General features: G+C 61.3%; 26 protein-coding genes (1 of these 26 only partly in view). 22 read left to right on the top strand and 4 right to left on the bottom strand.

Annotation, left to right across the window (positions count from 1 at the left end; translation table 11 throughout):
- Window positions 1-50 precede the first annotated feature (50 nt).
- A complete protein-coding gene (gene fliS, locus C8C94_RS15055) occupies window positions 51-506 on the top strand; it encodes a flagellar export chaperone FliS (RefSeq protein WP_008904393.1) in 456 nt (151 codons plus the stop codon).
- 2 nt (window positions 507-508) lie between these two features.
- Entirely contained in the window at window positions 509-808 is a 300-nt protein-coding gene (locus C8C94_RS15050) for a flagellar protein FliT (RefSeq protein WP_121421280.1), read from the top strand.
- Window positions 809-1,220: 412 nt separating this feature from the next.
- On the opposite strand, the gene fliE is transcribed toward C8C94_RS15050, so the two are convergent.
- Window positions 1,221-1,532: a flagellar hook-basal body complex protein FliE gene (fliE, locus tag C8C94_RS15045; RefSeq protein ID WP_055398288.1), complete on the bottom strand. Its 312-nt coding sequence runs from the start codon at window positions 1,530-1,532 to the stop codon at window positions 1,221-1,223.
- A 172-nt stretch (window positions 1,533-1,704) separates the two neighbouring features.
- On the opposite strand from fliE, the gene fliF reads away from it, so the two are divergent.
- The 13 genes from fliF (at window position 1,705) to fliR (ending at window position 13,023) form a co-directional block, all read left to right on the top strand.
- A complete protein-coding gene (gene fliF, locus C8C94_RS15040; RefSeq protein ID WP_121421279.1) occupies window positions 1,705-3,399 on the top strand; it encodes a flagellar basal-body MS-ring/collar protein FliF in 1,695 nt (564 codons plus the stop codon).
- A gap of 24 nt (window positions 3,400-3,423) precedes the next feature.
- The gene (gene fliG / locus C8C94_RS15035; protein WP_055398286.1) at window positions 3,424-4,419 is read left to right on the top strand and encodes a flagellar motor switch protein FliG; all 996 of its coding nucleotides are present in this window, start codon (window positions 3,424-3,426) and stop codon (window positions 4,417-4,419) included.
- Window positions 4,403-5,134, top strand: coding sequence for a flagellar assembly protein FliH (locus C8C94_RS15030; protein ID WP_121421278.1), 732 nt, complete (start codon window positions 4,403-4,405; stop codon window positions 5,132-5,134). The genes fliG and C8C94_RS15030 overlap by 17 nt, the downstream gene beginning before the upstream one ends.
- Window positions 5,124-6,518 carry a flagellar protein export ATPase FliI gene (gene fliI, locus C8C94_RS15025; protein WP_121421277.1) on the top strand — a complete coding sequence of 465 codons (1,395 nt, stop codon included), beginning with the start codon at window positions 5,124-5,126 and terminating at the stop codon, window positions 6,516-6,518. Before C8C94_RS15030 ends, fliI begins: the two co-directional genes overlap by 11 nt.
- A gap of 19 nt (window positions 6,519-6,537) precedes the next feature.
- Window positions 6,538-7,002, top strand: a complete 465-nt coding sequence (gene fliJ, locus C8C94_RS15020; protein WP_055398283.1) for a flagellar export protein FliJ — start codon at window positions 6,538-6,540, stop codon at window positions 7,000-7,002.
- 2 nt (window positions 7,003-7,004) lie between these two features.
- Window positions 7,005-8,369 (top strand): flagellar hook-length control protein FliK, encoded by a 1,365-nt coding sequence (locus tag C8C94_RS25890; protein WP_233573480.1) that lies wholly within the window; start codon window positions 7,005-7,007, stop codon window positions 8,367-8,369.
- 372 nt (window positions 8,370-8,741) lie between these two features.
- Window positions 8,742-9,314, top strand: a complete 573-nt coding sequence (gene fliL / locus C8C94_RS15010) for a flagellar basal body-associated protein FliL (RefSeq protein ID WP_121422888.1) — start codon at window positions 8,742-8,744, stop codon at window positions 9,312-9,314.
- Window positions 9,315-9,332: 18 nt separating this feature from the next.
- Complete coding sequence (fliM, locus tag C8C94_RS15005; RefSeq protein ID WP_010466026.1) at window positions 9,333-10,337, top strand: flagellar motor switch protein FliM; 1,005 nt, start codon at window positions 9,333-9,335, stop codon at window positions 10,335-10,337.
- A complete protein-coding gene (gene fliN / locus C8C94_RS15000) occupies window positions 10,327-10,764 on the top strand; it encodes a flagellar motor switch protein FliN (RefSeq protein ID WP_055398281.1) in 438 nt (145 codons plus the stop codon). Before fliM ends, fliN begins: the two co-directional genes overlap by 11 nt.
- A 7-nt stretch (window positions 10,765-10,771) precedes the next feature.
- Window positions 10,772-11,128 carry a flagellar biosynthetic protein FliO gene (locus C8C94_RS14995; RefSeq protein ID WP_121421276.1) on the top strand — a complete coding sequence of 119 codons (357 nt, stop codon included), beginning with the start codon at window positions 10,772-10,774 and terminating at the stop codon, window positions 11,126-11,128.
- Between the two features lie 55 nt (window positions 11,129-11,183).
- Window positions 11,184-11,891 carry a flagellar type III secretion system pore protein FliP gene (gene fliP / locus C8C94_RS14990; protein ID WP_121422887.1) on the top strand — a complete coding sequence of 236 codons (708 nt, stop codon included), beginning with the start codon at window positions 11,184-11,186 and terminating at the stop codon, window positions 11,889-11,891.
- 11 nt (window positions 11,892-11,902) lie between these two features.
- Window positions 11,903-12,172 carry a flagellar biosynthesis protein FliQ gene (fliQ, locus tag C8C94_RS14985; protein WP_015015801.1) on the top strand — a complete coding sequence of 90 codons (270 nt, stop codon included), beginning with the start codon at window positions 11,903-11,905 and terminating at the stop codon, window positions 12,170-12,172.
- Window positions 12,173-12,252: 80 nt separating this feature from the next.
- Window positions 12,253-13,023, top strand: a complete 771-nt coding sequence (gene fliR, locus C8C94_RS14980) for a flagellar biosynthetic protein FliR (protein ID WP_055398277.1) — start codon at window positions 12,253-12,255, stop codon at window positions 13,021-13,023.
- A 24-nt stretch (window positions 13,024-13,047) separates the two neighbouring features.
- Here fliR and C8C94_RS14975 read toward each other — a convergent pair whose 3' ends face one another.
- Window positions 13,048-13,677, bottom strand: a complete 630-nt coding sequence (locus tag C8C94_RS14975; RefSeq protein WP_121421275.1) for a response regulator transcription factor — start codon at window positions 13,675-13,677, stop codon at window positions 13,048-13,050.
- Complete coding sequence (locus tag C8C94_RS14970; RefSeq protein WP_121421274.1) at window positions 13,674-14,786, bottom strand: ATP-binding protein; 1,113 nt, start codon at window positions 14,784-14,786, stop codon at window positions 13,674-13,676. The genes C8C94_RS14975 and C8C94_RS14970 overlap by 4 nt, the downstream gene beginning before the upstream one ends.
- Window positions 14,787-14,968: 182 nt before the next feature.
- Between C8C94_RS14970 and C8C94_RS14965 the strand changes: the two genes are divergently transcribed.
- From C8C94_RS14965 to C8C94_RS14935, 7 genes are all read left to right on the top strand, one after another.
- A complete protein-coding gene (locus tag C8C94_RS14965) occupies window positions 14,969-15,415 on the top strand; it encodes a hypothetical protein (RefSeq protein WP_010466010.1) in 447 nt (148 codons plus the stop codon).
- Window positions 15,416-15,464: 49 nt separating this feature from the next.
- Window positions 15,465-15,827: a response regulator gene (locus C8C94_RS14960; protein ID WP_010466008.1), complete on the top strand. Its 363-nt coding sequence runs from the start codon at window positions 15,465-15,467 to the stop codon at window positions 15,825-15,827.
- 40 nt (window positions 15,828-15,867) lie between these two features.
- Window positions 15,868-18,021: a chemotaxis protein CheW gene (locus C8C94_RS14955; protein WP_121422886.1), complete on the top strand. Its 2,154-nt coding sequence runs from the start codon at window positions 15,868-15,870 to the stop codon at window positions 18,019-18,021.
- A 52-nt stretch (window positions 18,022-18,073) separates the two neighbouring features.
- Complete coding sequence (locus C8C94_RS14950; RefSeq protein ID WP_010466005.1) at window positions 18,074-18,562, top strand: chemotaxis protein CheW; 489 nt, start codon at window positions 18,074-18,076, stop codon at window positions 18,560-18,562.
- A gap of 101 nt (window positions 18,563-18,663) precedes the next feature.
- Window positions 18,664-19,569, top strand: a complete 906-nt coding sequence (locus tag C8C94_RS14945; protein WP_121421273.1) for a CheR family methyltransferase — start codon at window positions 18,664-18,666, stop codon at window positions 19,567-19,569.
- A 27-nt stretch (window positions 19,570-19,596) separates the two neighbouring features.
- Complete coding sequence (gene cheD, locus C8C94_RS14940) at window positions 19,597-20,346, top strand: chemoreceptor glutamine deamidase CheD (protein ID WP_055398273.1); 750 nt, start codon at window positions 19,597-19,599, stop codon at window positions 20,344-20,346.
- Window positions 20,347-20,361: 15 nt separating this feature from the next.
- Entirely contained in the window at window positions 20,362-21,459 is a 1,098-nt protein-coding gene (locus C8C94_RS14935) for a chemotaxis response regulator protein-glutamate methylesterase (RefSeq protein WP_055398272.1), read from the top strand.
- Window positions 21,460-21,536: 77 nt separating this feature from the next.
- On the opposite strand, the gene abc-f is transcribed toward C8C94_RS14935, so the two are convergent.
- On the bottom strand, window positions 21,537-22,897 hold the 3' portion of the coding sequence (gene abc-f / locus C8C94_RS14930) for a ribosomal protection-like ABC-F family protein (protein WP_121421271.1). The gene runs 538 nt beyond the window's last position; 1,361 of the gene's 1,899 nt are visible here — the last part of the coding sequence; its start codon lies off the right edge, out of view; it ends in the stop codon at window positions 21,537-21,539.

The following is a 22,897-nucleotide window of genomic DNA, read 5'->3' as shown; positions in this document are numbered from 1 at the left end:
TTTCTGGCGCCAGCCGATAACTTAAGTAATACCTCGGAAGGATTGTCAGCATGTTCAGCGCCTACAGCCCCCGTGCAGCCAACGCTTACCAGCGCATCAATGTTGAAACCAGCATGCACACGATTGACCAGCACCAGCTGGTGAATCTGTTGTATGAGGGTGTGCTCAATTCCATCGCCACCGCCCGCGGCGCCATGGCACGTGGCGACGTGTTGGGCAAGGTCAACGCCATTTCCAAGGCCATTCGAATCCTGGAAGAGGGTTTAAGCACTTCGCTGGACAAGGTGGATGGCGGCGAGCTGGCCCAAAACCTGGGCGCCCTGTACGACTACTGCATGCGTCGCCTGATTCTGGCCAATGCCCGCAATGATGACGCCATGATGCAGGAAGTCATGCGATTGATTGAGCCCGTGGCACAGGGCTGGAATGAAATCAAGAAAAACGGCGCTGCGGCTTCTGCCGCTGTGCCAGCCACCACTGGCCAGCCTGTGCTGGTGGAGGCATAACCATGTCCCACATGTTGATTGACTACTACAAAGCCATTGAAGACAGCAGCTCGAAAATGCTGGAGGCTGCACGTCTGAAGGACTGGGATGGTGTGGTGCGCTACGAAGGCGCCTGCGCGGTGCTGATCGAGCAGTTGCGTTTCAAGTCGCAAGAGCACGAGCTGCTGCCCGAGCACAAACGCGAGAAAACCCGCATCATGCAGCGCATCCTGCGCAACGATGCCCAGATCCGCTGCCTGGCCGAGCCCTGGCTGGCGCAGTTTGAGCACATGTTCGAAGGTCAGCCGCAGATGGTGCATTGAGACAGGCGCCGAGCCCAAAACTAAGCCGACCGCGAGGTCGGCTTTTTTACGGATAAAAATCGCCTGCAGCGCTTATAAATAAAGCGTATTTTGCTATCAAATTAAGAGTGAAAAATCGGCCCCCGCCGTATGGAGCGAGTACGCCTTGGGTGGAAGCAGCAAGGTCGCCGGTTGGGAGCGCTGCGCCCCCGTGATCGCATGCAAAAAAGTGCCTCTAGGGCTTATCCAAAAATCGCAGGTAGCTATCAAATTAGGGGTTTTCCGAGTCCCTGCTGTTCGATACTGGCGCGCCCCAAGGCCAGGGATGCCAAGCAAGGGCCGCCCTGCAGCGAGGGCATCGTCCCCTTGCCCACAGCGCGCAGCGCTGTGAGAGCGAGGGGAAGCGGCGCAGCCGCTCAGGGGAGTGCCACTGCTAAACCTGCATGTTCATGATGTCGGTATAGGCTTGCACCATCCGGTTGCGCACATGCAGCGTGGCTTGAAAGCCGATCTGGGCCTTCTGGATCGCCACCATGGTTTCTTCGAGGCTGACAGAAGGGTTTTCCATCTGCACCTCGGTCTGCAGGTTCGAAGAGCGGTTTTGTGCGGCGCTGACCGACTGCAGTGCGCCTTTGAGCGCCCCCGAGAAACCCACGTCATTGGCGTCGTTTTGCGGCGCTGCAGCACGGCGCGCCACGCCAGCGCCCGTGAGCGGGGCGGTAGAGCTTGAGATGCGAAGGTCCATGGCTGTATCCGTGGGAATGGCGGTATGCTGCGTATCCTAGCCATCGCGCCGGGACCCATCGCTCTGAATTGATGGCCAAACGCGCGGCTTATCCAGCGAACATTTTGGAGGCGTGACCGAATAATCGACCCCACGCTTTGGTCCTTGCCGGGCCACCCTACTGGAAAGCAAGATGTCTGCAGTTGCTGAAATTCCTCTCACCCCCCCTGCCAGCCCGAACTGGCTGCAGCGGCTGTCTGCCCTCGACAGGGCGCAGCGCATGCGGCTGGGTGTGGGTGCGGCGCTGCTGGTGGCGGTGGCCATTGCGGCCATCGTGCTGGGGCGCCAGCCTGACTACCGCGTGCTGTTTGCCAATCTGAACGACAAAGATGGCGGTGCCATCGTGGCCCAGTTGTCGCAGATGAATGTGCCTTACAAGCACGCCGATGGCGGTGGTGCCATCCTGATCCCTGCAGACCGCGTGCATGATGTGCGCCTGCGTCTGGCCACCCAGGGCCTGCCCAAGGGTTCGGTGGCGGGTTTCGAACTGATGGAATCCAGCAAATTTGGGATGACACAGTTCCAGGAGCGCCTGAACTTCCAGCGGGGCCTGGAGGGCGAACTCACGCGCTCCATCCAGGCGCTGTCGTCGGTGCAGGGTGCGCGGGTGCATCTGGCGCTTCCCAACCAGAACGGATTTTTCCGGGAGCAGCAAAAGCCTTCGGCGTCGGTGCTGGTGAGCCTGCACCCGGGCCGTATTCTGGATCGGGCGCAGCTGGCGGGCATCGTGCACCTGGTGGCTTCCAGCGTGCCAGAGCTGTCTCCGTCCGCCGTGAGCGTGCTGGACGATACAGGCAAGCTGCTGTCCCAGTCGACCGATACCGCCGCTGGAAACGGTGTGGATGCGCAGCAACTGCTGTATGTGCAGCAGATCGAGCAGCAGTACACCCGCCGGATCCTGGACATCCTGGAGCCCGTGGTGGGCCGCGACAACGTCAAGGCGCAGGTGACGGCCGAGGTGGATTTCACCCAGACCGAATCCACTTCCGAGCAGCACCGGCCCAACCTGGCCACCGATGCCAGCGCCATCCGCAGCCAGCAGGTGGTGGAAAGCACAGGCCCCCAAGGCAATCCGCTGCCCACGGGCGTGCCGGGCGCCACGACCAACCAGCCCCCTGCACCCTCTGCCGCGCCCATCAATGGCGCCAACCCGCCGCCCACCGCCGCCGGCCAGCAGGCCCAGGGCGCCCAGGCTGTGGGCAGCAAGCGCGAATCCATCACCAACTACGAGGTTGACAAGACGGTGCGCGTCACGCGCGGCGGCAGTGGTGCCCTCAAGCGGGTGAGCGCGGCGGTGGTGGTCAACTACCAGTCCACGGAAGACAAGGGCAAGACCGTGTCGAAGGCGCTCACACCCGAGCAACTGGAGCAGATGACGGCGCTGGTGCGCGAGACCATTGGCTTCAACCGGGATCGCGGCGACTCCGTCAACCTCATGAACACACCGTTCCAGGTGACCGCAACGCCAACCAGCGACATTCCTCTGTGGAAGCAGCCTGAAGTGATCGATCTGGCCAAGTCGTTTGCCTGGCCGGTGGGTGCGGTGCTGTTTGCGGCCCTGGTGCTGATGGGCCTGGTGCGTCCGGCCCTCAAGGGCACTGGCGCGGCGGCCAAGCCCCGTGCCATCCCGGTGGCCGGTGGCCAGCTGGATGCCGTGGAGTCCGAAACGCCCGAACGCCCGGCGCTGCCTGCGCCCGCCAAGAAAAACGAGGTGCTTCCTGCCACGCCGGAGCAATTGCGTCTGGAAGAGGCGCGCGTGCTGGCCAAGGAGAACCCGGTGGCTGTGGCCAATATCCTGAAGACCTGGCTGAACGGCGAGCCGGTCTAATCACCGACACCACGGACGACGACCATGGACGACCAAGGACTCAACGACGCCGCGATCATGCTGATGTCCCTCGGCGAGGAAGAGGCTGCGGAAGTGTTCAAGCACTTCTCGCCCAAGGAAGTGCAGAAACTCGGCGAAACCATTGCGCGCATGCGCTCGGTATCGCGCGAGAAAGTGGACGAGGTCATCAACAAGTTCTCCGGCGCCGCTGCTGCGCAGAGCCTGCTGGTGTCCGACACCGGTAATTACGTGCGCGCCGTGCTGCGCCGCGCGCTGGGCGACGACAAGGCGGGCCTGCTCATCGACCGCATCCTGCAGGGCGGCGACGTGTCGGGCATCGAGAGCCTCAAGTGGATGGACCCACTGTCGGTGGCTGAACTGCTGCGCAACGAACATCCCCAGATCGTCGCAGCCATCCTGGTGCACCTGGACAGCGACCAGGCATCGGGCATCCTGATGCACCTCACTGACCGTCAGCGCAGTGAAATTTTGCTGCGCGTGGCCACGCTGGAAGGTATTCAGCCGACGGCGCTCAAGGACCTGAACGAGGTGCTGTTCAAGGTGCTGGCGGGTGGCGACAAGATCCGCAAAAGCTCTCTGGGTGGTGTCAAGGCTGCGGCCGAGATCATCAATCTGCTGGGTGGCAACATGGATGCCGTGGTGCTCGAATCCATCCGGGGTTACGACCCCGATCTGGCCCAGAAGATCATGGACAAGATGTTCGTGTTCGAAGACGTGCTCAAGCTCGACGACAAGGCCATCCAGACTGTGCTCAAGGAAGTGGCGTCCGAAACGCTCATCGTGGCACTCAAGGGAGCAGTGCCCGAGCTGCGCGAGAAGTTCCTGTCGAACATGTCCTCGCGTGCCTCCGAGGCATTGCGCGAAGACCTCGAATCGCGCGGCCCGATGCGGTTGTCCGAGGTCGAGGCTCAGCAGAAGGAAATCCTGAAGACCGTGCGTCGCTTGTCCGACGAGGGTCAAATCGTGATTGGATCCGGCGGTGATGATGCCTTCGTCTAGCCAGCGCTCTTATTCGCGCTTCATTCCCAGCGAGGAAGTGGGCGATTTCACGCAGTGGAAGTTTGGTGCGGTGGACGGCTCCGACCTGGTTGAACCAGCGGAGCCCGAGCCTGTGGCGGAGATTCCGGCCGAAATTGATGAGGCTGCGCAGCAGGCACTGATTCAGCAGGCATGTGATGACGCCTATGCCGAGGGCTTTGCCCAGGGGCAGGCCCAAACGGCGCTGGAATGGCAGCGGCGCATGGACGAATACATTGCCCAGCAAGGGCATGAAACGGCGCAGCGGCTGCAGAGCGTGGTGCAGACCCTCGATGCAAGCCTGATCGACATGCAGCAGCAGATGGCCCAGCAACTGCTGGAGCTGGCCTGTGACATTGCGCGCCAGGTGGTGCGCCAGGAACTGTCCGTCAACCCCAACGCCTTGCAGCCCGTGGTGAGGGAGGCGGTAGGCATGCTGGTGACTGAGGGGCGGCCTGCCGTGGTCCGCCTGAACCCAGCAGATATGGAGGCGATGGCCCAGCCTCTGCGCGAAGAAATCGATGCCCCCGGTGTGCAGTGGATGGCGGATGCTGCGGTGCCGCCGGGCGGCTGCCTGGTGGAATCAGCCGGTACGGCGGTGGACGGCAGCCTTGACAAACGCTGGCAGCGGGCCATTGCCGCACTGGGGCTCCAGTCGCCATGGCAAGAGGAAGAAGAGGGCAGTGATGTCCGTTGAATCTCCTTCTGCCTGGACACGCCTGATGGACGACGCGCGTGCGCGCGTCGCTGAAGGCGCGCCGCTGGAGACGCGCGGCACGCTGACCCGGCTGACGGGCCTGGTGCTGGAGGCTGTGGGCATCCGCGTGCCCGTGGGCTCGCAGTGCATGGTCCAGATGCCGGGGCATGCCCCCGTGCTGGCAGAAGTGGTGGGTTTTTCTGCGGACCGCGCTTTTCTGATGCCTGCGGGAGATATCCACGGACTCTCCAGTGGTGCCAGTGTGGTGCCCGCTGCGCCCTACATCCCCATCCCCCGTCTCGGCGAGCCCGCGCGGGCCATCCAGCGTGCGGGTGTACTGCGCTTGCCGATGGGCGAAGGCCTGCTGGGCCGGGTGGTGGATGCGCAGGGACTGCCGCTGGACCATGGCGGGCCCGTGCAGGACGTGGTGTCTGAGCCCATGGGGCGCCGCCAGATCAATGCCATGGACCGGGACCCTGTGCGCGAATCGCTGGACACGGGCGTGCGCGCCATCAATGCCCTGCTTACCGTGGGGCGTGGGCAGCGCCTGGGTTTGTTTGCCGGTTCAGGGGTGGGCAAAAGCGTCTTGCTGGGCATGATGGCCCGCTACACACAGGCAGATGTGATCGTGGTGGGGCTTATTGGCGAGCGGGGGCGCGAGGTCAAGGAATTCGTGGAAGACATTTTGGGTGAGGATGGCCGTGCGCGATCGGTGGTGGTGGCGGCGCCTGCTGATGCACCGCCGCTCTTGCGCATGCAGGGGGCTGCGTATGCCACGGCGGTGGCCGAGCACTTTCGGGACAAGGGCAAGCATGTGCTGCTGCTCATGGATTCGCTCACCCGCTATGCCATGGCGCAGCGCGAAATTGCGCTGGCCATCGGTGAGCCTCCCGCCACCAAGGGCTATCCGCCCTCCTGCTTTGCCAAACTGCCGCAACTGGTGGAGCGCAGTGGCAACGGGCTGCATGGGGTTGGCTCGATCACGGCTTTCTACACGGTGCTGTCTGAGGGCGATGACCAGCAAGACCCGATCGCTGACGCGGCGCGTGCGATTCTGGATGGGCACATCGTGCTGTCGCGGGCTTTGGCCGAGACGGGGCATTTCCCCGCCATCGACATCGAGCAGTCTGCATCCCGCGTGATGCACAACGTGGTGTCGCGCGGGCATTTTGATCTGGCGCGACGCTTTCGGGCGGTGTATTCGCGCTACCAGAAGAGCCGGGATCTGGTGCAGGTCGGTGCGTACATGAGCGGCTCCGATCCCGCCCTGGACGAAGCCATTCGCCTGCAGCCGCAGATGGCCGCCTTCTTGCAGCAGGACATGTTCGAGGCCGCCTCGATGGACCAGAGCGTGGCGGGCATGGCAGCGGTGTTGGACCATTGAACACCTGGGGTAGTCAGCCATGTCCAGCCTGAACTCGCTCGCCGTCGCTGTGGAAGTCGCCTCCCGCAAGCGGGACGACGCGCGCCAGGCGCTGCAGGACATGTTGGCTGCGCAGCAGGCGGCGCGTGCCCAGCTCGACCAGCTGGAAGATTACGCCCGAGAGACCCAGGCGCGTTGGGGCATGAAGGCCGATACCACGATGAAGCCCGAGGTGATGTACCACCACTACCAGTTCATGGACCGCCTGGGCCACGCGGCGGGTGTCCAGAATGGTGTGGTGGGAGACCACGCCCATCGGGTGGAGGCCGCCAGGCGCGCCTTGCTGGAGGCGGAATTGCGTCTGGCAAGCCTGCGCAAGGTCATGGAAAAGCGGCGCCACGACCTGGAGTTGGCCGAAATGCGAAGAGATCAGAAACAAACCGATGAGCGGGCTGCGTTGCAGTACCGCAGTGCGATTCAGGGCTCTGAGGGCCGGGAGTATTGACCATGGAACCCACCAAAATTTCTTCTCCCCAGGGCACCCAGTCCGCCCAGTCCGCCCATGCCGCTCGGCACCGCTCCACAGCGCAGACCCCGGACGCTAACGAACCGGGCGCTGGCGGCTTTCTGGCGCTGCTGGCAGCTTTGGGCGATGGGGCGATGGGCGGAGGCGATGGCGCTCCGCTGGATCTGGCGGCCTCGGGTGCCGCTCCTTCCGATGTGGCTTTGTCGGACGCTGCAAAGGCGGCCATGGAGGCCTCCGCCATGGCTGCCTGGCAGGGTTTGCTGGTGCCCGGCGCCCATGGGCGGATTGATGCTGCTGCGGCAGAGCGCGGGCAGGGCGGCAGCATTTTGAGTGCCGGAGCGCAGACCCGAGCGGTGTTGGGGCTGGACGCGCAGGGTGGTAGCGCCCAAGGGGGGCTGGCGTCCCTGGCGGGAATCCTTCCCGGAACGGACGGTCTTTCGCAAGGCATCGTGGCTGAAACAGCCAGGCTCGACACTTCGGCAGACTTGCAGGAAGGGTTCCCGCCGGTCGGCGGGATGGCGCAGGGTCGGATTTTCTCCCGCATGCAAAGTGCCTTGGCCCAGAAGGCAGATGCAGTGGAAATGTCTACAGGTCGCTCCCTCGGAGGAGGCGCTGCGCAGCAGTTGCCGGGCCATCAAGGCGTGGCCCTGGCTGCGGTGCAGATGGCCAGCGAGCGAATGGTGGGGATGCCAGTTGCTGGCGCATCGGATCGCAGTCCGGGGGGCATGGTGGACCCGGCGGGTGGCGCTGTGGTCGCCTCCGTTGCAGAGGGTTTGCTGTCTCCGGTAGCGTCCGCGAGAGGTGGGGAGGGTGCGGACGCTGGAGGCCGCTCTGGCGAGGGGCGTTCCAGCGCCGGGGCTTGGTTGGATAGCGGCAGCGGTTCTGCGCCGGTGGAGCCGGGCTCCCTGGATGGGGCCACGGTGTTTGCCGACCCTGCACAGGCAGGTGTTGAGGAGCAGGTCGCCGAGCAGGTGGCTTATTGGGTCAACCAGAAAACACAGAATGCGGAACTGACGCTCAACCGCGACGGGCAGCCGGTAGAGGTGTCGGTGTCGCTGTCGGGCAATGAGGCCCACGTGACGTTCCGCAGCGACCAGCCGCAAACCCGTGAGCTGCTGGACCGCAGCATGGCGCAATTGAGTGAGCTGTTGCGCAGTGAGGGCCTCGTGCTGTCGGGTATGTCGGTTGGCACCTCGGCGGGGCAGCGTGACGATGCGGGTGGGGCTGAGCGGCAGGGCCAGCGCGATGGCGCTCGCCAGGCGAAGGTGGTCGCTGCAGCGCCCACTGGCACGGCTTCACTGCTGCGCGGTGGCGCCCCGGATCGCACAGTAGACGTCTTTGTGTGAGCCCGGCGGGCAGACGGGGCTACCCGCCTGCCGCCCGCGTCACCCTCCCGGTCAGGAACTCGCTCGCGCGGCGTCTTTACGCTGCTGCTGGCGGTACGCGAGTACCGTGTTACTCCCTACCCCAGAGCACTTCTGATAGGTTGCTTTGCAGCGGTGGCTGCTCCTGCATTCCATCAGGTCTTGCCGCTGCAGCGCGACCGAACGCCGTTCCGGTGCTTGCGTGCAGAGTCCATAGCGCAGTGAATGCCATGGTTTTGGGCTTTTATTCTGGCTATTATTGGTTGCAGCCCCGCCCAATAATGGGCCATCCGGTTTTGCTCGCCCATGGATTGCGCGGGCCCGGCCCGTCTCCCACCGCAAGGAATCCGCAACGTGTCAGCCAATACTCCCGCAGCGGCCCCGGCCAAAAGCAAGAAGATGCTCATCATCATCATCGGCGTTGTGGTGGCGGTGCTGGTGATTGGTGGCGGCGCGGCGGCTTGGTTCATTTCCAGCCGCTCCCATGCCGACGAAGAAGATGGGGCTGCACCAGCCCGCAAGGAGGCGCCCAAGGTGGCCCCCACGTTCCTGCCCATGGAGAACATGGTGGTGAACCTAGCAGACCCTGGGGGTGACCGGTTTGCCCAGATTGGTATCACCCTGGAGTTGGAGGATGCCAAGACAGCAGAGCAGGTGAAGCTGTATTTGCCCTCCATACGCAGTGGCATCCTGATGCTGGTTTCCCAGCGGACTTCCACTGAACTGCTGCAGCGGGAAGGCAAGGAAAAGCTGGCTGCAGACATCCTGCGGGAAGTCTCCCGCCCCCTGGGTTACACGGTTCCCAAGGAGCGCGCACGTGCTGCCGAGGCGGATAAGGACGATGATGCGGAGGACCGGCCTTCGCGTCGGCGCACAGAGCGCAACCCGGTGCACCGTGTGCTTTTTTCCAGCTTCATCATCCAATGACCCGGGCGAGGACCAGTCATGAGTGATTCATTTCTTTCCCAGGAAGAAGTTGATGCCCTTCTCGAAGGGGTTACTGGTGAGAGCCAGAAATCGGTCGAGGAGGTTGCTGAGGCGGGCTCCGTACGCAACTACGACATTTCCAGCCAGGAGCGCATCGTCCGTGGGCGTATGCCTACGATGGAAATCGTCAACGAGCGGTTTGCACGTAACTTCCGCATCGGGCTCTTCAATTTCATCCGCCGCAGTCCTGAAATTTCGGTGGGCACGGTATCCGTGCAGCGTTACAGCGCCTTTCTGCGCGAGCTGGCAGTACCCACGAACTTCAACATTGTGGCCATCCGTCCGCTGCGCGGCAGCGGACTGATCGTGTGCGAGCCCTCGCTGGTGTTCGGCATCATCGACACGCTGTACGGCGGCGTGGGCAAGTTCCAGACACGGATTGAAGGTCGGGATTTTTCGCCCACGGAGCAACGGGTCATCAACCGCCTGGTGGACGTGATCTGTGCTGAATACAAAAAGGCCTGGCAGGGCATTTACCCGCTGGAGCTGGAGTACCAGCGGTCCGAGATGCAGCCGCAGTTTGCCAACATTGCCACCCCCAGCGAAATCGTTGTATCCACGGCGTTTCAGCTGGAAATCGGGGACCTTTCGGGCGCAATCCATATCTGCATGCCCTACGCGACGCTGGAGCCGATCCGTGATGTGTTGTATTCGTCCACCCAGGGCGACTCCATTGAAGTGGATCGCCGCTGGGTCCGCGTGCTGACCCGGGAAATCCAGGCAGCCGAAGTGACCCTGGTGGCCGAATTGGCACGCGCCGACGCCACCGTGGAGCAGTTGCTGGCCATGAAGCCTGGCGATTTCATCGAGCTGGACCGAGAACCCCGCATTCGCGCATCGATTGGTGGGGTCCCCATTTTTGAGTGCCAGTACGGAACGCACAATTCCAAGTACGCCATTCGTATCGAAGAATGCCTGCGCAATGCCGACATGAGCTGGCTGGGAGAAAAAGATGTCAACTGAAGAAGATAACAAGGATGCTGGCGCGGACGACCCGTTTGCGGGTTGGGCCGAGGCGCTTGAAGAACAAAAGCGCACCGACGACAAGCCTGGCGACGGGGAGCAAGGTGGCCCGTTGTCTGGTGAGCCTGTACGCCCTTTCTCCGGTGGTGGCGATGGCACGGTCAACGACATCAACATGGTGCTGGACATACCCGTCCAGTTATCGGTGGAGCTTGGGCGCACCAAGGTACCCATCAAGTACATCCTTCAGCTCGCGCAAGGGTCGGTGGTTGAGCTCGATGCCCTCGCGGGTGAGCCGATGGACGTTCTGGTCAATGGCTATCTCATTGCCCAGGGCGAGGTGGTGGTTGTAAATGACAAGTTTGGTATTCGTCTCACGGACGTGGTGACGCCTTCCGAGCGTTTGCGGCGGGTCAGTCGTGGATAGTGGCAGCATGACCCAGACGCTGCTCGTGGTCGTCCTTTTTGTGGGCGCCATGGCCTTACTGCCCTGGCTTGTCCGCCGGTTGCAGCAGCGCCAGGCGGCGGGTAGCGCTGGTGTGGGAGCCGCATCCCGGGTACTGTCTGCCGTGGCTGTCGGCCCCCATCAGCGCGTGGTGACGGTGGAAGTCGGGCCCGAGCATGCGCGAACCTGGCTGGTGCTGGGCGTTACCGCTCAGCAAGTGAGCTGTCTGCATGTGTTCCCTGCTGGTCCGTCAGCCGCCCCCCATTCGGCACCCAGAGCGGAGCCTTCTTTCGCGCAGGCAGTCGCTTCCGCCGTGAACCCCCCAGGAAGTACCGCCAATGGCTGATGTATCGCTCACCCGTCGCGTGGCGCTGCTGGGAGCGGTCGCTTCGGTGGGGTTCATGGGGCATGACCTGGCCTTCGCGCAGGCGTCTGCCGGGTCCCTCCCGCTGGTGGTGGGGAGCGGTCCGTCTGGCAACAGTTACTCGGTGCCTATTCAGACACTGTTGTTCTTCACGGCGCTGTCCTTCTTGCCAGCGGTGCTGCTCATGATGACGGGCTTTACCCGGATCGTGATTGTTTTGTCGCTGTTGCGCCAGGCGCTGGGCACCCAGTCCGCGCCGCCCAACCAGGTCATCATCGGGCTGTCGCTGTTTCTCACTTTTTTTGTCATGGGGCCTACCCTGGACCGTGTGTACCAGGATGCCTATGTGCCTTACACCAATAACACCATCAGTTTTGAACAGGCTCTGGAAAAGGCCGAAGCGCCGATGCGCAGTTTCATGCTCAAGCAGACCAGGCAGTCTGACTTTGCCCTGTTTTCCCGCTTGGCGCGACTGGATTCCAGTGTGACCGCAGAAACTGCACCCCTCAGGGTGCTTGTGCCTGCATTTGTCACCAGTGAGCTGAAATCGGCGTTTCAGATCGGGTTCATGATCTTCATTCCGTTTCTGGTGATCGACATGGTGGTGTCGAGCATCCTCATGTCCTTGGGCATGATGATGTTGTCTCCGGTGCTGGTGGCACTGCCGTTCAAACTCATGCTGTTTGTGCTTGCGGACGGCTGGAACCTGCTGATTGGCTCGCTGGCTGCCAGTTTTGTACCCTGAAGGAGCTGCCAATGACTTCACAAATGGTGCTGACCATCGGGCGTGATGCGCTGACATTGCTTCTGATGATTTCGATGCCCGTGCTCGGGGTCGTCATGGCGGTGGGATTGCTCGTGAGCATTTTTCAGGCCGTAACCCAGATCCACGAAGCGACGCTTGCGTTTGTTCCCAAGCTCATTGCTGCGATGGTGGTTTTTGCCATTGCAGGCCCCTGGATGCTCAGCACCCTGGTGGACTTTATCCGCCGGACCATCGAATCGATTCCTTCGATGATTGGCTAGCCCGGTGAGAGGGCGAGCTATGGGTTTTTTCCTGAAGTCGGGTCCTCCAGACGCCCGCTTCGAAGCCCGTTGAGGATCGTGTGATCACTTTCACCGAGGCTCAGCTGATGGCTTGGCTTTCGCCCATTCTGTGGCCCTTTTTGCGCGTGCTGGCCGTGTTCTCGGTCGCGCCGGTGTTCTCCATGCGCACAGTTCCCATGCGCGTCAAAATTGGACTGGCGTTTCTGGTGGCACTGTGCGCGCAGGGTGTGCTGGGTGATCAGCCGGTCATCAGCGTCAATGGTCGTGAGGCGTTTGGTGCTGTTGCTCAGCAGGTGGCCGTGGGCCTTGCGATCGGTTTCTCTGTCAGGCTGGTGTTTGCGGCCGTGGAACTGGCGGGTGAAATCATCGGTTTGCAGATGGGCTTGAATTTCGCGTCGTTCTTTGACCCGTCGTCCAATGCGCAGATCAGCGCCGTTGCGCGGTTTTTTGGGCATATGGCCATGCTGCTGTTCGTGGTCATCAATGGCCACTTGCTGATCCTGATGGCCGTGGTGAAAAGCTTTGACCGCTTTCCTGTCGATGGAAATTTTTTGCAGGCGCTCGGGCAGATGCGCCTTTATGAACTGGGCTCGTCGCTGTTCGCCAGCGCGCTCTGGATTGCTCTGCCGATGATTGCGCTGTTGCTGTTTGTCAATTTGACGCTGGGCATCATTTCCCGCGTGGCACCGCAAATGAATATCTATGCGGTCGGCTTCCCCGTGACGTTGACGGTAGGCATGCTGGGTATTGTGGCCACACTGCCGCTACTGGAGCAACCCGTGCTCGCGCTCATGCAGCAGGCAGTCGATCTGTTTGCTGCTCAGCGGTAGTCATAGGTGGCGCTGGGGGCAGGTTCAGACCAGCTGGTTTCGGATGGCGTAGACGGTAAGCTCCGCATTGTTGGACAGCTTGAGCTTTTCCAGCACCCGTGAACGGTAGACACTCACTGTCTTTGGACTCAGCATCAGCTCTTCTGCAATGTCCGACAGCCTGCGTCCGGACGCGATTTTGACCAGCGTTTGCAGCTCCCGCTCCGACAAGGCCGTGTGTGGCGCTTCCGGCGTAGGCTGTGCCAGGCTGTCCGCGAGCATCTGCGCCACTTCTGCCGTGAGGTACTTGCGTCCCTGCATGACGGTCCGCACGGCAGCAATCAGCTCGACCGGGTCCCCTGCCTTGTTGGCATATCCTTGCGCGCCAGCTTTCAGGCAGCGCAGGGCGTACTGATCTTCTGGATACATCGAGACCACCAGCACCTTGATGGCGGAATGGGTTTCGCGCAAGCTGGTGAGCACCTCCAAGCCGCTGCGGCCCGGCATATTCAAGTCGAGCAGCAATACGTCGCAGGCGGCGGAGCGCAAGACCTCGCGCAACTCGGAATATCCTCCGGCCTCGCCAGTTACCTGGATGTCGGGCGCGTCGGCCAGCGTGTCGCGTATTCCACGCCGCAAGACGGCGTGGTCATCGCACAGGACCACATGAATCACTGCGCATCTCCTGGAGCTGGTGGTGTTGGGTGCGATGTTAGCGGTATGGACAGGATCACGGACGTGCCATGGCCGGGCCGGCTGCTGATGTCCAGCCATCCCCCCACGGTCCGGGCACGCTCGTGCAGGCCTTTGAGCCCAAAGGCTTTTGGTTTTTCGAGCATGCAGGGGTCAATACCTTGCCCATCGTCAGTCACTTCCAATGTCAGGACATCCTCTTTGTCGGAGAGGTCAATGTGCACTGTGCGGGGATGTGCGTGTTTGGAGATGTTGGTCAGCGCCTCCTGCGCTGTGCGATAGGCAACCAGCTGAATATCTGCGGTGGCCCGGATAGATTCGCTGCTGCTGATAACCCGGGCGGGAATGCCCGAGCGACGCTCAAATCCGGCGGCAAGCCATTGCACCGCTGCCACCAGTCCCTGTTCAAGAATCGGGGGGCGCAGGTTCATCATGATGCGTTGGCTTGCTCCAATGGCATGCTGCAACATCTCTGCCGCTGAGGCTGCATGCTGTTGCATCTCCGTATTGGTGCTATGGCGTCCGATCCATGCCACATCGAACCTGACGGCCGTCAGTGCGCCGCCGATATCGTCATGGATCTCGCGGGCAATGGACGCACGTTCCTGCTCGATCGAGGTTTGCAGATGTTCGGTCAGGTCAGCCAGTCGGCGCTCCGAGGCTTCCAGTTGCGCGACAGCCAGTTCGCGCGCCTGACGGGCTTCATGAACCTCCAGGGCGCGTGCAATGACATGCGGCAGCCGCTGAAGGTCGTCTTTAAGCAGGTAATCGGCAATGCCCAGGCGGATCGCATCTACAGCTGCTGCCTCGCCGATGGCTCCCGACAGAAGGATAAAGGGGGGGTGTTGCGGCTTTTGCACCACATGTGCCCACGCGTCCAGTGCCGTGAAGCCGGGCAGCCGGTAATCTGCCAAGATGATGTCAAACGGCTGGATATCTGTGAGCCGCTGGAATTCGGAGAGCGAATCCACCCGATGGAGGTGGCAGTGGAGACCGGAGCGCCGCAGGGTCAATGCGGTCAACTCATGATCTGCCAGTGAATCTTCAAGATGCAGGATGTTGAGGGTCTGGTCTGATGCTATGGTGACCATAGGAGCGCTATCATAGGATACAAATTGGAACAAACAAGGGTGTTTGTCCGATTGGGATGGTTTCAGCGTCAGCGTCCAATGGGCGCTGACACCACGGTGCACACGGGCTTGGGGCCACTGTGCGGGTGTCGTAGTTCTGTGTTTTTGCGTGCTTTGCTGCTGCGTGCCGCGATGGAGAAACGATGCAATCTACGCTAACAACGTCTGGAGGACCTGCTGTCCAGGTTCCCGTCATGGTGGCGGCAGAACTGCAGGATTCGTTGCTGGTCGTTATGCATGACCTGCATCGCCTGGAAGGACTGCTGAACCACGCTACCGATAACCTGCTGGAACGCTTTGGGGAGGCAAACGCGGTGCTAACGGATGCTGCCGTTGCAGATTCCCCGGAGCTGGTGGCTGCCCGCGCTGCGCTGCGCAGTGCAGTGACTGAGTTGCAGTTCCAGGATATGGCGTCCCAGCTGATATGGCACACGACCAAGGTGCTTCAAGGATGCGCGTTCCGTTTGGCTTCTGAAGCCATGGGCAATGAAGATGGCGAAGAAGCGGCGCCCTTTGCGGAGATGGCGCCCGACCGGCCTAACCCTGTCACGCAGAGCGAGATGGATGCCGGTTCGGTGGACCTGTTCTGATCTTTACATCACTGGTTAACCTATATATTTAAGTCAGTTGGAGCCTTACATGCAATCGATCCTTGCCGTAGATGATTCACCGTCCATGCGGAAAATGGTGTCGTTCACTCTGACGGGTGCCGGCTATCACGTCGTGGAGGCGGTGGATGGGCAGGATGCCCTGGAAAAGGCCGAGAGCCACAATATCGATCTTGTGCTGGCTGACCAGAACATGCCCCGGCTTGACGGGATCGGGCTCACTCGGAAACTGCGTGAGAACCCTAAGTTCAAGACCATTCCCATTCTGATCCTCACCACCGAGTCCAGTGATCAGATGAAGCAGGCGGGACGTACTGCTGGCGCGACCGGCTGGTTGGTGAAGCCCTTCGATCCCAATCGCCTGATTGAAGTTATCCAGAAAGTGATCCGCTGAGTCGGGTTGTCCGGGATCACCAAGTACACAGGAGCCCATGATGGCGGAAACTTACCAAGAAGGATCGGGTGCAGGTGCTGACTTCGACCTGAGCCAGTTCTATCAGATCTTTTTCGAGGAAGCGGGCGAAAACCTGGACCAGATGGAGCAGATGCTTCTGGATCTGGATTTGAGTAGCGCCAATGACGAAGAACTCAATGGCATCTTCCGGTGCGCCCATTCCATCAAGGGTGGTTCAGCCACTTTTGGATTCTCGGATGTTGCGGAGTTGACCCACCAGATGGAGTCTCTCCTGGACCGCTTGCGCCGCCACGAGCTCCAGCCGATTCCGCAGATGGTGGATGTGCTCCTCGAATCTGCCGACGCCTCGCGGAGCCTGCTGGCCCGCCACCAAGCAGGTGGGCAGGGCGAAGCGGTTTCCACCACCTCACTGGTGCGTCGCATTAGTGAACTTGCTGCAGGGTTGGTCCCCGGGGATGCCCCTGCTGTCGCTCCGCCCCCGCCGCCAGCCGCACCTCCTCCAACTCCAGCTCCACAGGCTGCAGCACCAGCGCCAGCACCGAAGGTAGTGACACCGGCGGTGGCCGGACAGGCTCGGACCCTGGAGATTCAGATTGGTCCCTTGGATCGACTGGAGCAGGCGGATGCCATCAAGGAGCTTTTTCGGGATATCCCGGGCCTCGGGGCGATCCGTGACATAGAAAGTCCACAGGCCAATACGCGGAGTTTCGCGGTGGAAACCACCTCCACCAACGACGATCTGCTCGACCTGTTTGCCTTTCATGTGGCCAAGGAGCAGGTGCTGATCCGTGACGCTGCGGCGCCAGCGTCGGGCGCTGCCGCCGACGAGGATGAAGAAACGGTCCTTGCTGCTGGCGCCGCTGGGGGTGAGGCCTACGGGTTCTTCAGCGAAGCGCCTGGTGCCCCACGTGCGGATGCACCTCACGCAGCGCAGGCCCCAGCCCAAGCTGTGAAGGTTGCTGCAGCCCCCAAGGCCAGCGAGCCCAAGGTTGCCATGCAGGCGCAGATGGAGTCCACGACCATTCGGGTCGATGTGAAAAAGGTCGACCAGCTCATCAATCTGGTGGGCGAACTGGTGATCACCCAGGCGATGCTGGCGCAAAACAGCCGGGGCCTGGATGCTGGTGCGTACCAGCAGTTGCTGGCAGGGCTGGCTGACCTGGATCGCAATACCCGCGATCTTCAGGAGTCGGTCATGTCGATCCGCATGATTCCGATGTCCATTGTCTTCAGCCGTTTCCCCCGCATGCTCCGGGACCTGGCCAACAAGCTGGGCAAGAAGGTGGAACTGGTGACGCTGGGCGAAGCCACCGAACTGGACAAGGGGCTGGTGGAAAAGATCACCGATCCGCTGACTCACTTGGTGCGCAACAGTTGCGACCACGGTATTGAGATGCCCGCAGACCGATTGGCCAAAGGCAAATCCGAGCATGGGACCATCACGTTGTCGGCCTCTCACCAAGGCGGCTCGATCGTGATTGAGGTACGCGACGATGGCCGTGGGCTCTCGCGCGAAAAGATTCTCAGCAAAGCCCAAGAGCGTGGCATTGAAGTGTCCGAGCAGATGAGCGACGCGGAGGTCTGGCAATTGATCTTCGCGCCCGGCTTCTCCACGGCTGACGAGGTGACGGATGTGTCCGGGCGTGGAGTGGGAATGGATGTGGTCAAGCGCAACATCGCTGCACTCAATGGTTCGGTCGAAATCGATTCCGCTGAAGGCTACGGGATGAAGGTTTCTGTGCGCCTGCCGCTGACGCTGGCCATCATGGATGGCATGTCCGTGGGCGTGAGTGATGAGGTCTACATTCTTCCGCTGTCTTCGGTGGTGGAGTCCTTCCAGGTCAATGCAGACGATGTGAGCACTGTGGCCCAAGGTTCGCAACTGGTGAAAGTGCGCGATGAATACATGCCGGTGATTGCGCTGGAGAAAATTTTCCAGGTGCCGCGTTTCGATCCCAACAAATCCAGCAACATCATGGTGGTGGTCGAGGCGGATGGCAGCCGTGTGGCGCTGTTGGTCGATGAGCTGCTGGGCCAACACCAGGTGGTAGTCAAGAACCTGGAGTCGAACTACCGCAAGGTTCCCAACGTATCGGGGGCCACCATCTTGGGTGACGGCACGGTCGCACTCATTCTGGACACAGGCGGCTTGGTGCGCAGGGCGCGCCACTAGATTCAAGCGGCCGTTCCCAGGGGCACGGCGCTGTCACGAAAGGAGAAGCACCATGAGTGTGATGGGTAAAACAGCAGAGGCGGTGCCAACGGGCACCCGTGAATATCTGACTTTCCGTCTCGACCAGGAAGAGTACGGTATCGACATCCTGAAGGTGCAGGAGATACGTGGCTATGAGCCACCTACACGGATTGCGAACGCCCCTAACTTCATCAAGGGTGTCGTCAATTTGCGCGGCACCATCGTGCCCATCGTTGACATGCGGCTCAAGTTCAACTGCGCGCAGGCCGACTACAACAGCTTCACGGTGGTCATCATTCTGAACCTTCGCAACCGGGTGGTCGGAATCGTGGTGGACTCAGTCAGTGATGTGATGGAGTTGACACCTGAGAGCATCCGTTCGGCGCCTGATATCGAAAGCGCCATCGACAACAGTTGCATCCTGGGGCTGGGGTCGGTGGGGGAGCGGATGCTGATTTTGCTGGACATCGAGAAACTCATGTCCGGCGTAGACATGGGGCTGGTGACTGCCAACGAGTAGGACTCCTCCGTCACCAACGTGGTGGACCCGGCACCTGCCAGATTTCAGGTGTGGCTTGCAGATCTCTAGGAGCGAACAGGATTTCCCGTCGGACGATCAATATGGCCCAACCCACCAGTGCCTCTTCAACAGCCCGGCCTCCCGTTGGCAGGGCGGATCCAGCGTTTGCCGCTGCTGCAGCGCCGTCGGGGCCGCTGGCTCAAGGGCGTGAATTCGTCTGGACCAATGCAGATTTTGCGCGGGTGCAGGCCTTGATCTATCAACGGGCCGGGATCAGCTTGCACGATGGGAAGCACGCCATGGTGTATAGCCGCCTTTCACGCCGCTTGCGGGACACGGGCCACAGCAGCTTTCACGACTATCTGGGATGGCTGGAGACGCACGACGGGCCGGAGTGGCAGGAGTTCATCAATGCCCTGACCACCAACCTCACTGCGTTCTTCCGCGAGCAGCACCACTTTGAGATTTTTGCTTCGCACCTGCGGAGCAAGCCGTCTGCCAGCTGGAAGGTTTGGTGCAACGCGGCATCCACCGGAGAAGAGCCTTATTCCATTGTCATGACCGCGTTCGAGGCGCTGGGAGCCAACGCTTCTTTCAAGCTGACTGCCAGTGACATTGATTCCCGCGTGCTGGCGACGGCGGCGCAAGGGGTGTACCGCCTTGACAGTCTCAAGGGGCTGAGCCCGGAGCGCCTGCAAAAGTTTTTTCTGCGGGGAAAGGGTGGCAACCTGGGGATGGTGCGGGCCAAGCCGGAGTTGCGCCGCGCGATTGACTTTATGAGCGTGAACCTCATCCGGGACGACTGGCCGTTCAAAGAGCCCTTCGATGTGGTCTTTTGCCGCAATGTGATGATCTACTTTGACGCCGCCACGCAGCGACGCGTGCTGGAAAGGATTCACCGGGTCCTGAAACCCGGGGGCATGCTGTTTGTGGGGCATGCCGAAAACTTTAGCGAGTCCAGAGACCTGTTTACGCTGCGTGGCAAGACCGTGTACGAGCGTCGCTGACCTGCCATGTTGCCTCGCACCTAGCCCATGACCAATATTCCATCAGGATCCTCTCTTTCTCCGGCCGCCGCCTCTTCTGGTGCGTCCGAGCGGCGCCGTGCCCCTCGCATTGCGCCGTTGAGTGCGGACATCTACTCTGCGGGGGCAGGTCCTGCAAGGGAATCATCGCTGCAAGATCTCAAAGCGCGCAGCCGCAAGCCTGGGGAGGCATCTTTTTTCTACCTGGACCATCATTTCCAGCACAACGCTGTGAAGGTGCTTCCTGGTGAGTATTTCGTCGGCGACGAGAACATGATCATCATGACCGTGTTGGGGTCGTGTATTGCCGCCTGCTTGTGGGACAGCCGCGCGCATGTGGGAGGGATGAACCATTTCATGCTGCCCGATGGTGACGTGGCGGATGCGTCGGGCCGCTATGGTTCATACGCGATGGAATTGCTGATCAACGAGATGCTCAAGCTGGGCGCCCGGCGCGAGACCATGCAGGCCAAGATATTTGGCGGGGCGCAGGTTATGCACAACTTTACGACCATGAACGTCGGTGAGCGCAACACCAATTTTGTTTTGAACTACCTGCACACGGAGCGGATTCCCATCGTCTCCGAGGATGTATTGGATATTTATCCGCGCAAGGTGGTTTTTTTCCCCATCACGGGGAAGGCCATGGTCAAGCGATTGGCACACGCACATCCCGAAACCCTGGTGGCCCAGGAAGTGCGTGGCAATGCAGCTACTGTGGCAAAGACTACCTCGGGCGGTTCTGTCGATCTGTTTTGAGGAAGGCGTGAGTTAATGAGCAGGAAAATCCGGGTGATCGTGGTGGACGATTCGGCGCTGGTCCGTAGTCTGCTGTCCGAGATCATCAACCGGCAGCGGGACATGGAGTGCATTGGCACGGCCAATGATCCCTTGGTGGCACGCGAGATGATCCGTGAGCTCAATCCTGATGTCATCACACTGGATGTTGAGATGCCCCGGATGGATGGCATCGATTTTCTGGGGCGTCTGATGCGCTTGCGCCCGATGCCAGTGGTGATGATTTCCACGCTGACGGAGCGGGGCGCCGAGGTGACCATGAAGGCGCTCGAACTGGGTGCCGTCGATTTTGTGGCCAAGCCCCGGGTGGGGCTGGCCAGCGGCCTCAATGATCTCGCTGCGCAGATTGTGGACAAGATCCGTGTGGCTGCGGTCGCCCAGGTCCGCCGTGCACCCGTGCGTGACGCTGCGCCAGCAGGGGGCGGCGCCGGGGCTGCTGTCGCGCCCCCAGCCTCGGCGCTCCTGGGCCGTCTGTCCACCGAAAAGCTGATCTGCATTGGTGCGTCCACAGGGGGGACGGAGGCTATCAAGGAGGTGCTGGTGCAAATGCCGGCGGATTCGCCCGCGATTGTCATTACCCAGCACATGCCTCCAGGGTTCACCACCAGCTTTGCTGCCCGCTTGAACGGTTTGTGCCAGATTACGGTCAAAGAGGCGGTCAATGGCGAGCGCATCTTGCCTGGCCATGCCTACATCGCGCCGGGTGGCACCCAGTTCCATGTAGCACGTAGTGGTGCCAACTATGTGGCGGTGGTGGATGATGGTCCGCCCGTGAATCGTCACAAGCCCTCGGTGGAAGTGCTGTTCAAATCTGCCGCCGCAGTGGTTGGACGCAACGCCTTCGGCATCATGCTCACTGGAATGGGTAATGATGGAGCGGCTGCGATGCGCGAAATGAAGGACGCCGGCAGCTACAACTATGTGCAGGATGAGGCGACCTGTATTGTCTTTGGCATGCCGCGTGAGGCCATTGCCCATGGCGCTGCTGATGAGGTTCTGCCGCTGGGGCAGATCGCGCCTGCGCTGATCACCCGTCTGCGCGGCGCTACGGATCGGCTGCACCACCGCATCTGATGGAATAACGCGGCCCTTGAGCGCTGCAGGCTGGATGGTTTCCTGCGGGCCGCGCTATGTTCCCCGACCGGCTAACGCTATGCGGACAGGGCTGTCCATCGCTCCAGTGCGGCCATCAACTCGTCTTCGATCGCGCCCGCCCTCGCGGTCATGACTGCTGCCCGCGCTGGATCGGTGCTGTAGAGGGTCCCATCTGCCAGCGCCTCTTGGAGCGCCTGCTGTTCGGATTCCAGGCTGGCGATCTGCGCCGGGAGCTGATCCAGTTCGCGTTGCTCCTTGTAGCTAAGCTTCTTTTTTGATAGCTGCTCGGGCTTGCTGGATAAGCGCTGATCGGCATTTTGACTCAAACTATCCGCATCAACCTTTTTGGTGGCGGGTGCTGAAGCGTTGAGAGCCCTACTGCGCTTGGATTGCAGCAGCCAGTCCTGCACGCCGCCTTCGTACTCTCGCCACAGTCCATCGCCTTCAAATGCGATGGTACTGGTGACGACGTTGTCGAGAAAGGTTCGGTCGTGGCTGACGAGGAAGACCGTACCTTCATAGTTCTCCAGCAACTCTTCCAAGAGATCCAGCGTGTCGATGTCCAGATCGTTGGTGGGCTCATCCAGCACCAGGACGTTCGCAGGACGCGCGAACAGCCGCGCCAACAGCAAGCGGTTACGTTCCCCACCCGATAGCGAGCGAACCGGAGAGTGCGCGCGGGCCGGAGAGAACAGGAAATCGCTCAGATAGCTTTTCACGTGTTTGCGCTGGTTGCCAATCTCGATCCATTCGCTGCCCGGGCTGATGAAGTCTTCCAGCGTGGCATCCAGATTGACCGCGTGGCGCATCTGGTCGAAATACGCAACTTGCAGGTTGGCTCCCTGGCGGATGGAGCCCTCGTCAGGCGCGAGCTCGCCAAGGATCATCTTGAGGAGCGTGGTCTTGCCTGCTCCGTTGGGGCCAATCAGTCCCACCTTGTCGCCGCGCAGGATGGTCCCCGTGAAGTTGCGAACAATCGTTTTGTCACCGAACGATTTGCCCACCCCGGTCAGCTCAGCGACGATCTTGCCCTGGTAGCCATTGGAACCACCGGTTGCCACATCCATGCGAACGCTGCCGACCACCTCGCGACGTGCTTCGCGGCGCGCACGCAAATGCTCCAGGCGGCTGATGCGGCTCTGGCTGCGGGTGCGGCGTGCTTCGACGCCCCGGCGTATCCAGACCTCTTCCTGCGCCAAAAGCTTGTCGGCCTTGGCCGAGATGACAGCCTCCTGCGCCAGCTGTTCTTCTTTCTGTATCTGGTATTGCGCGAAGTTTCCGGGGTAAGACCGGAGCTGGCCTCGGTCGAGTTCCACAATGCGCGTGGCGACCCGGTCCAGGAACGATCGATCATGGGTGATGGTGACAACGCTGCCGGGAAAGTCGAGGAGAAGGTCCTCCAGCCATTCAATCGAAT

It is taken from the genome of Acidovorax sp. 94, assembly GCF_003634645.1.
Lineage (GTDB): Bacteria > Pseudomonadota > Gammaproteobacteria > Burkholderiales > Burkholderiaceae_C > Acidovorax > Acidovorax facilis.
This window is presented reverse-complemented; position numbering and strand designations above follow the sequence as displayed.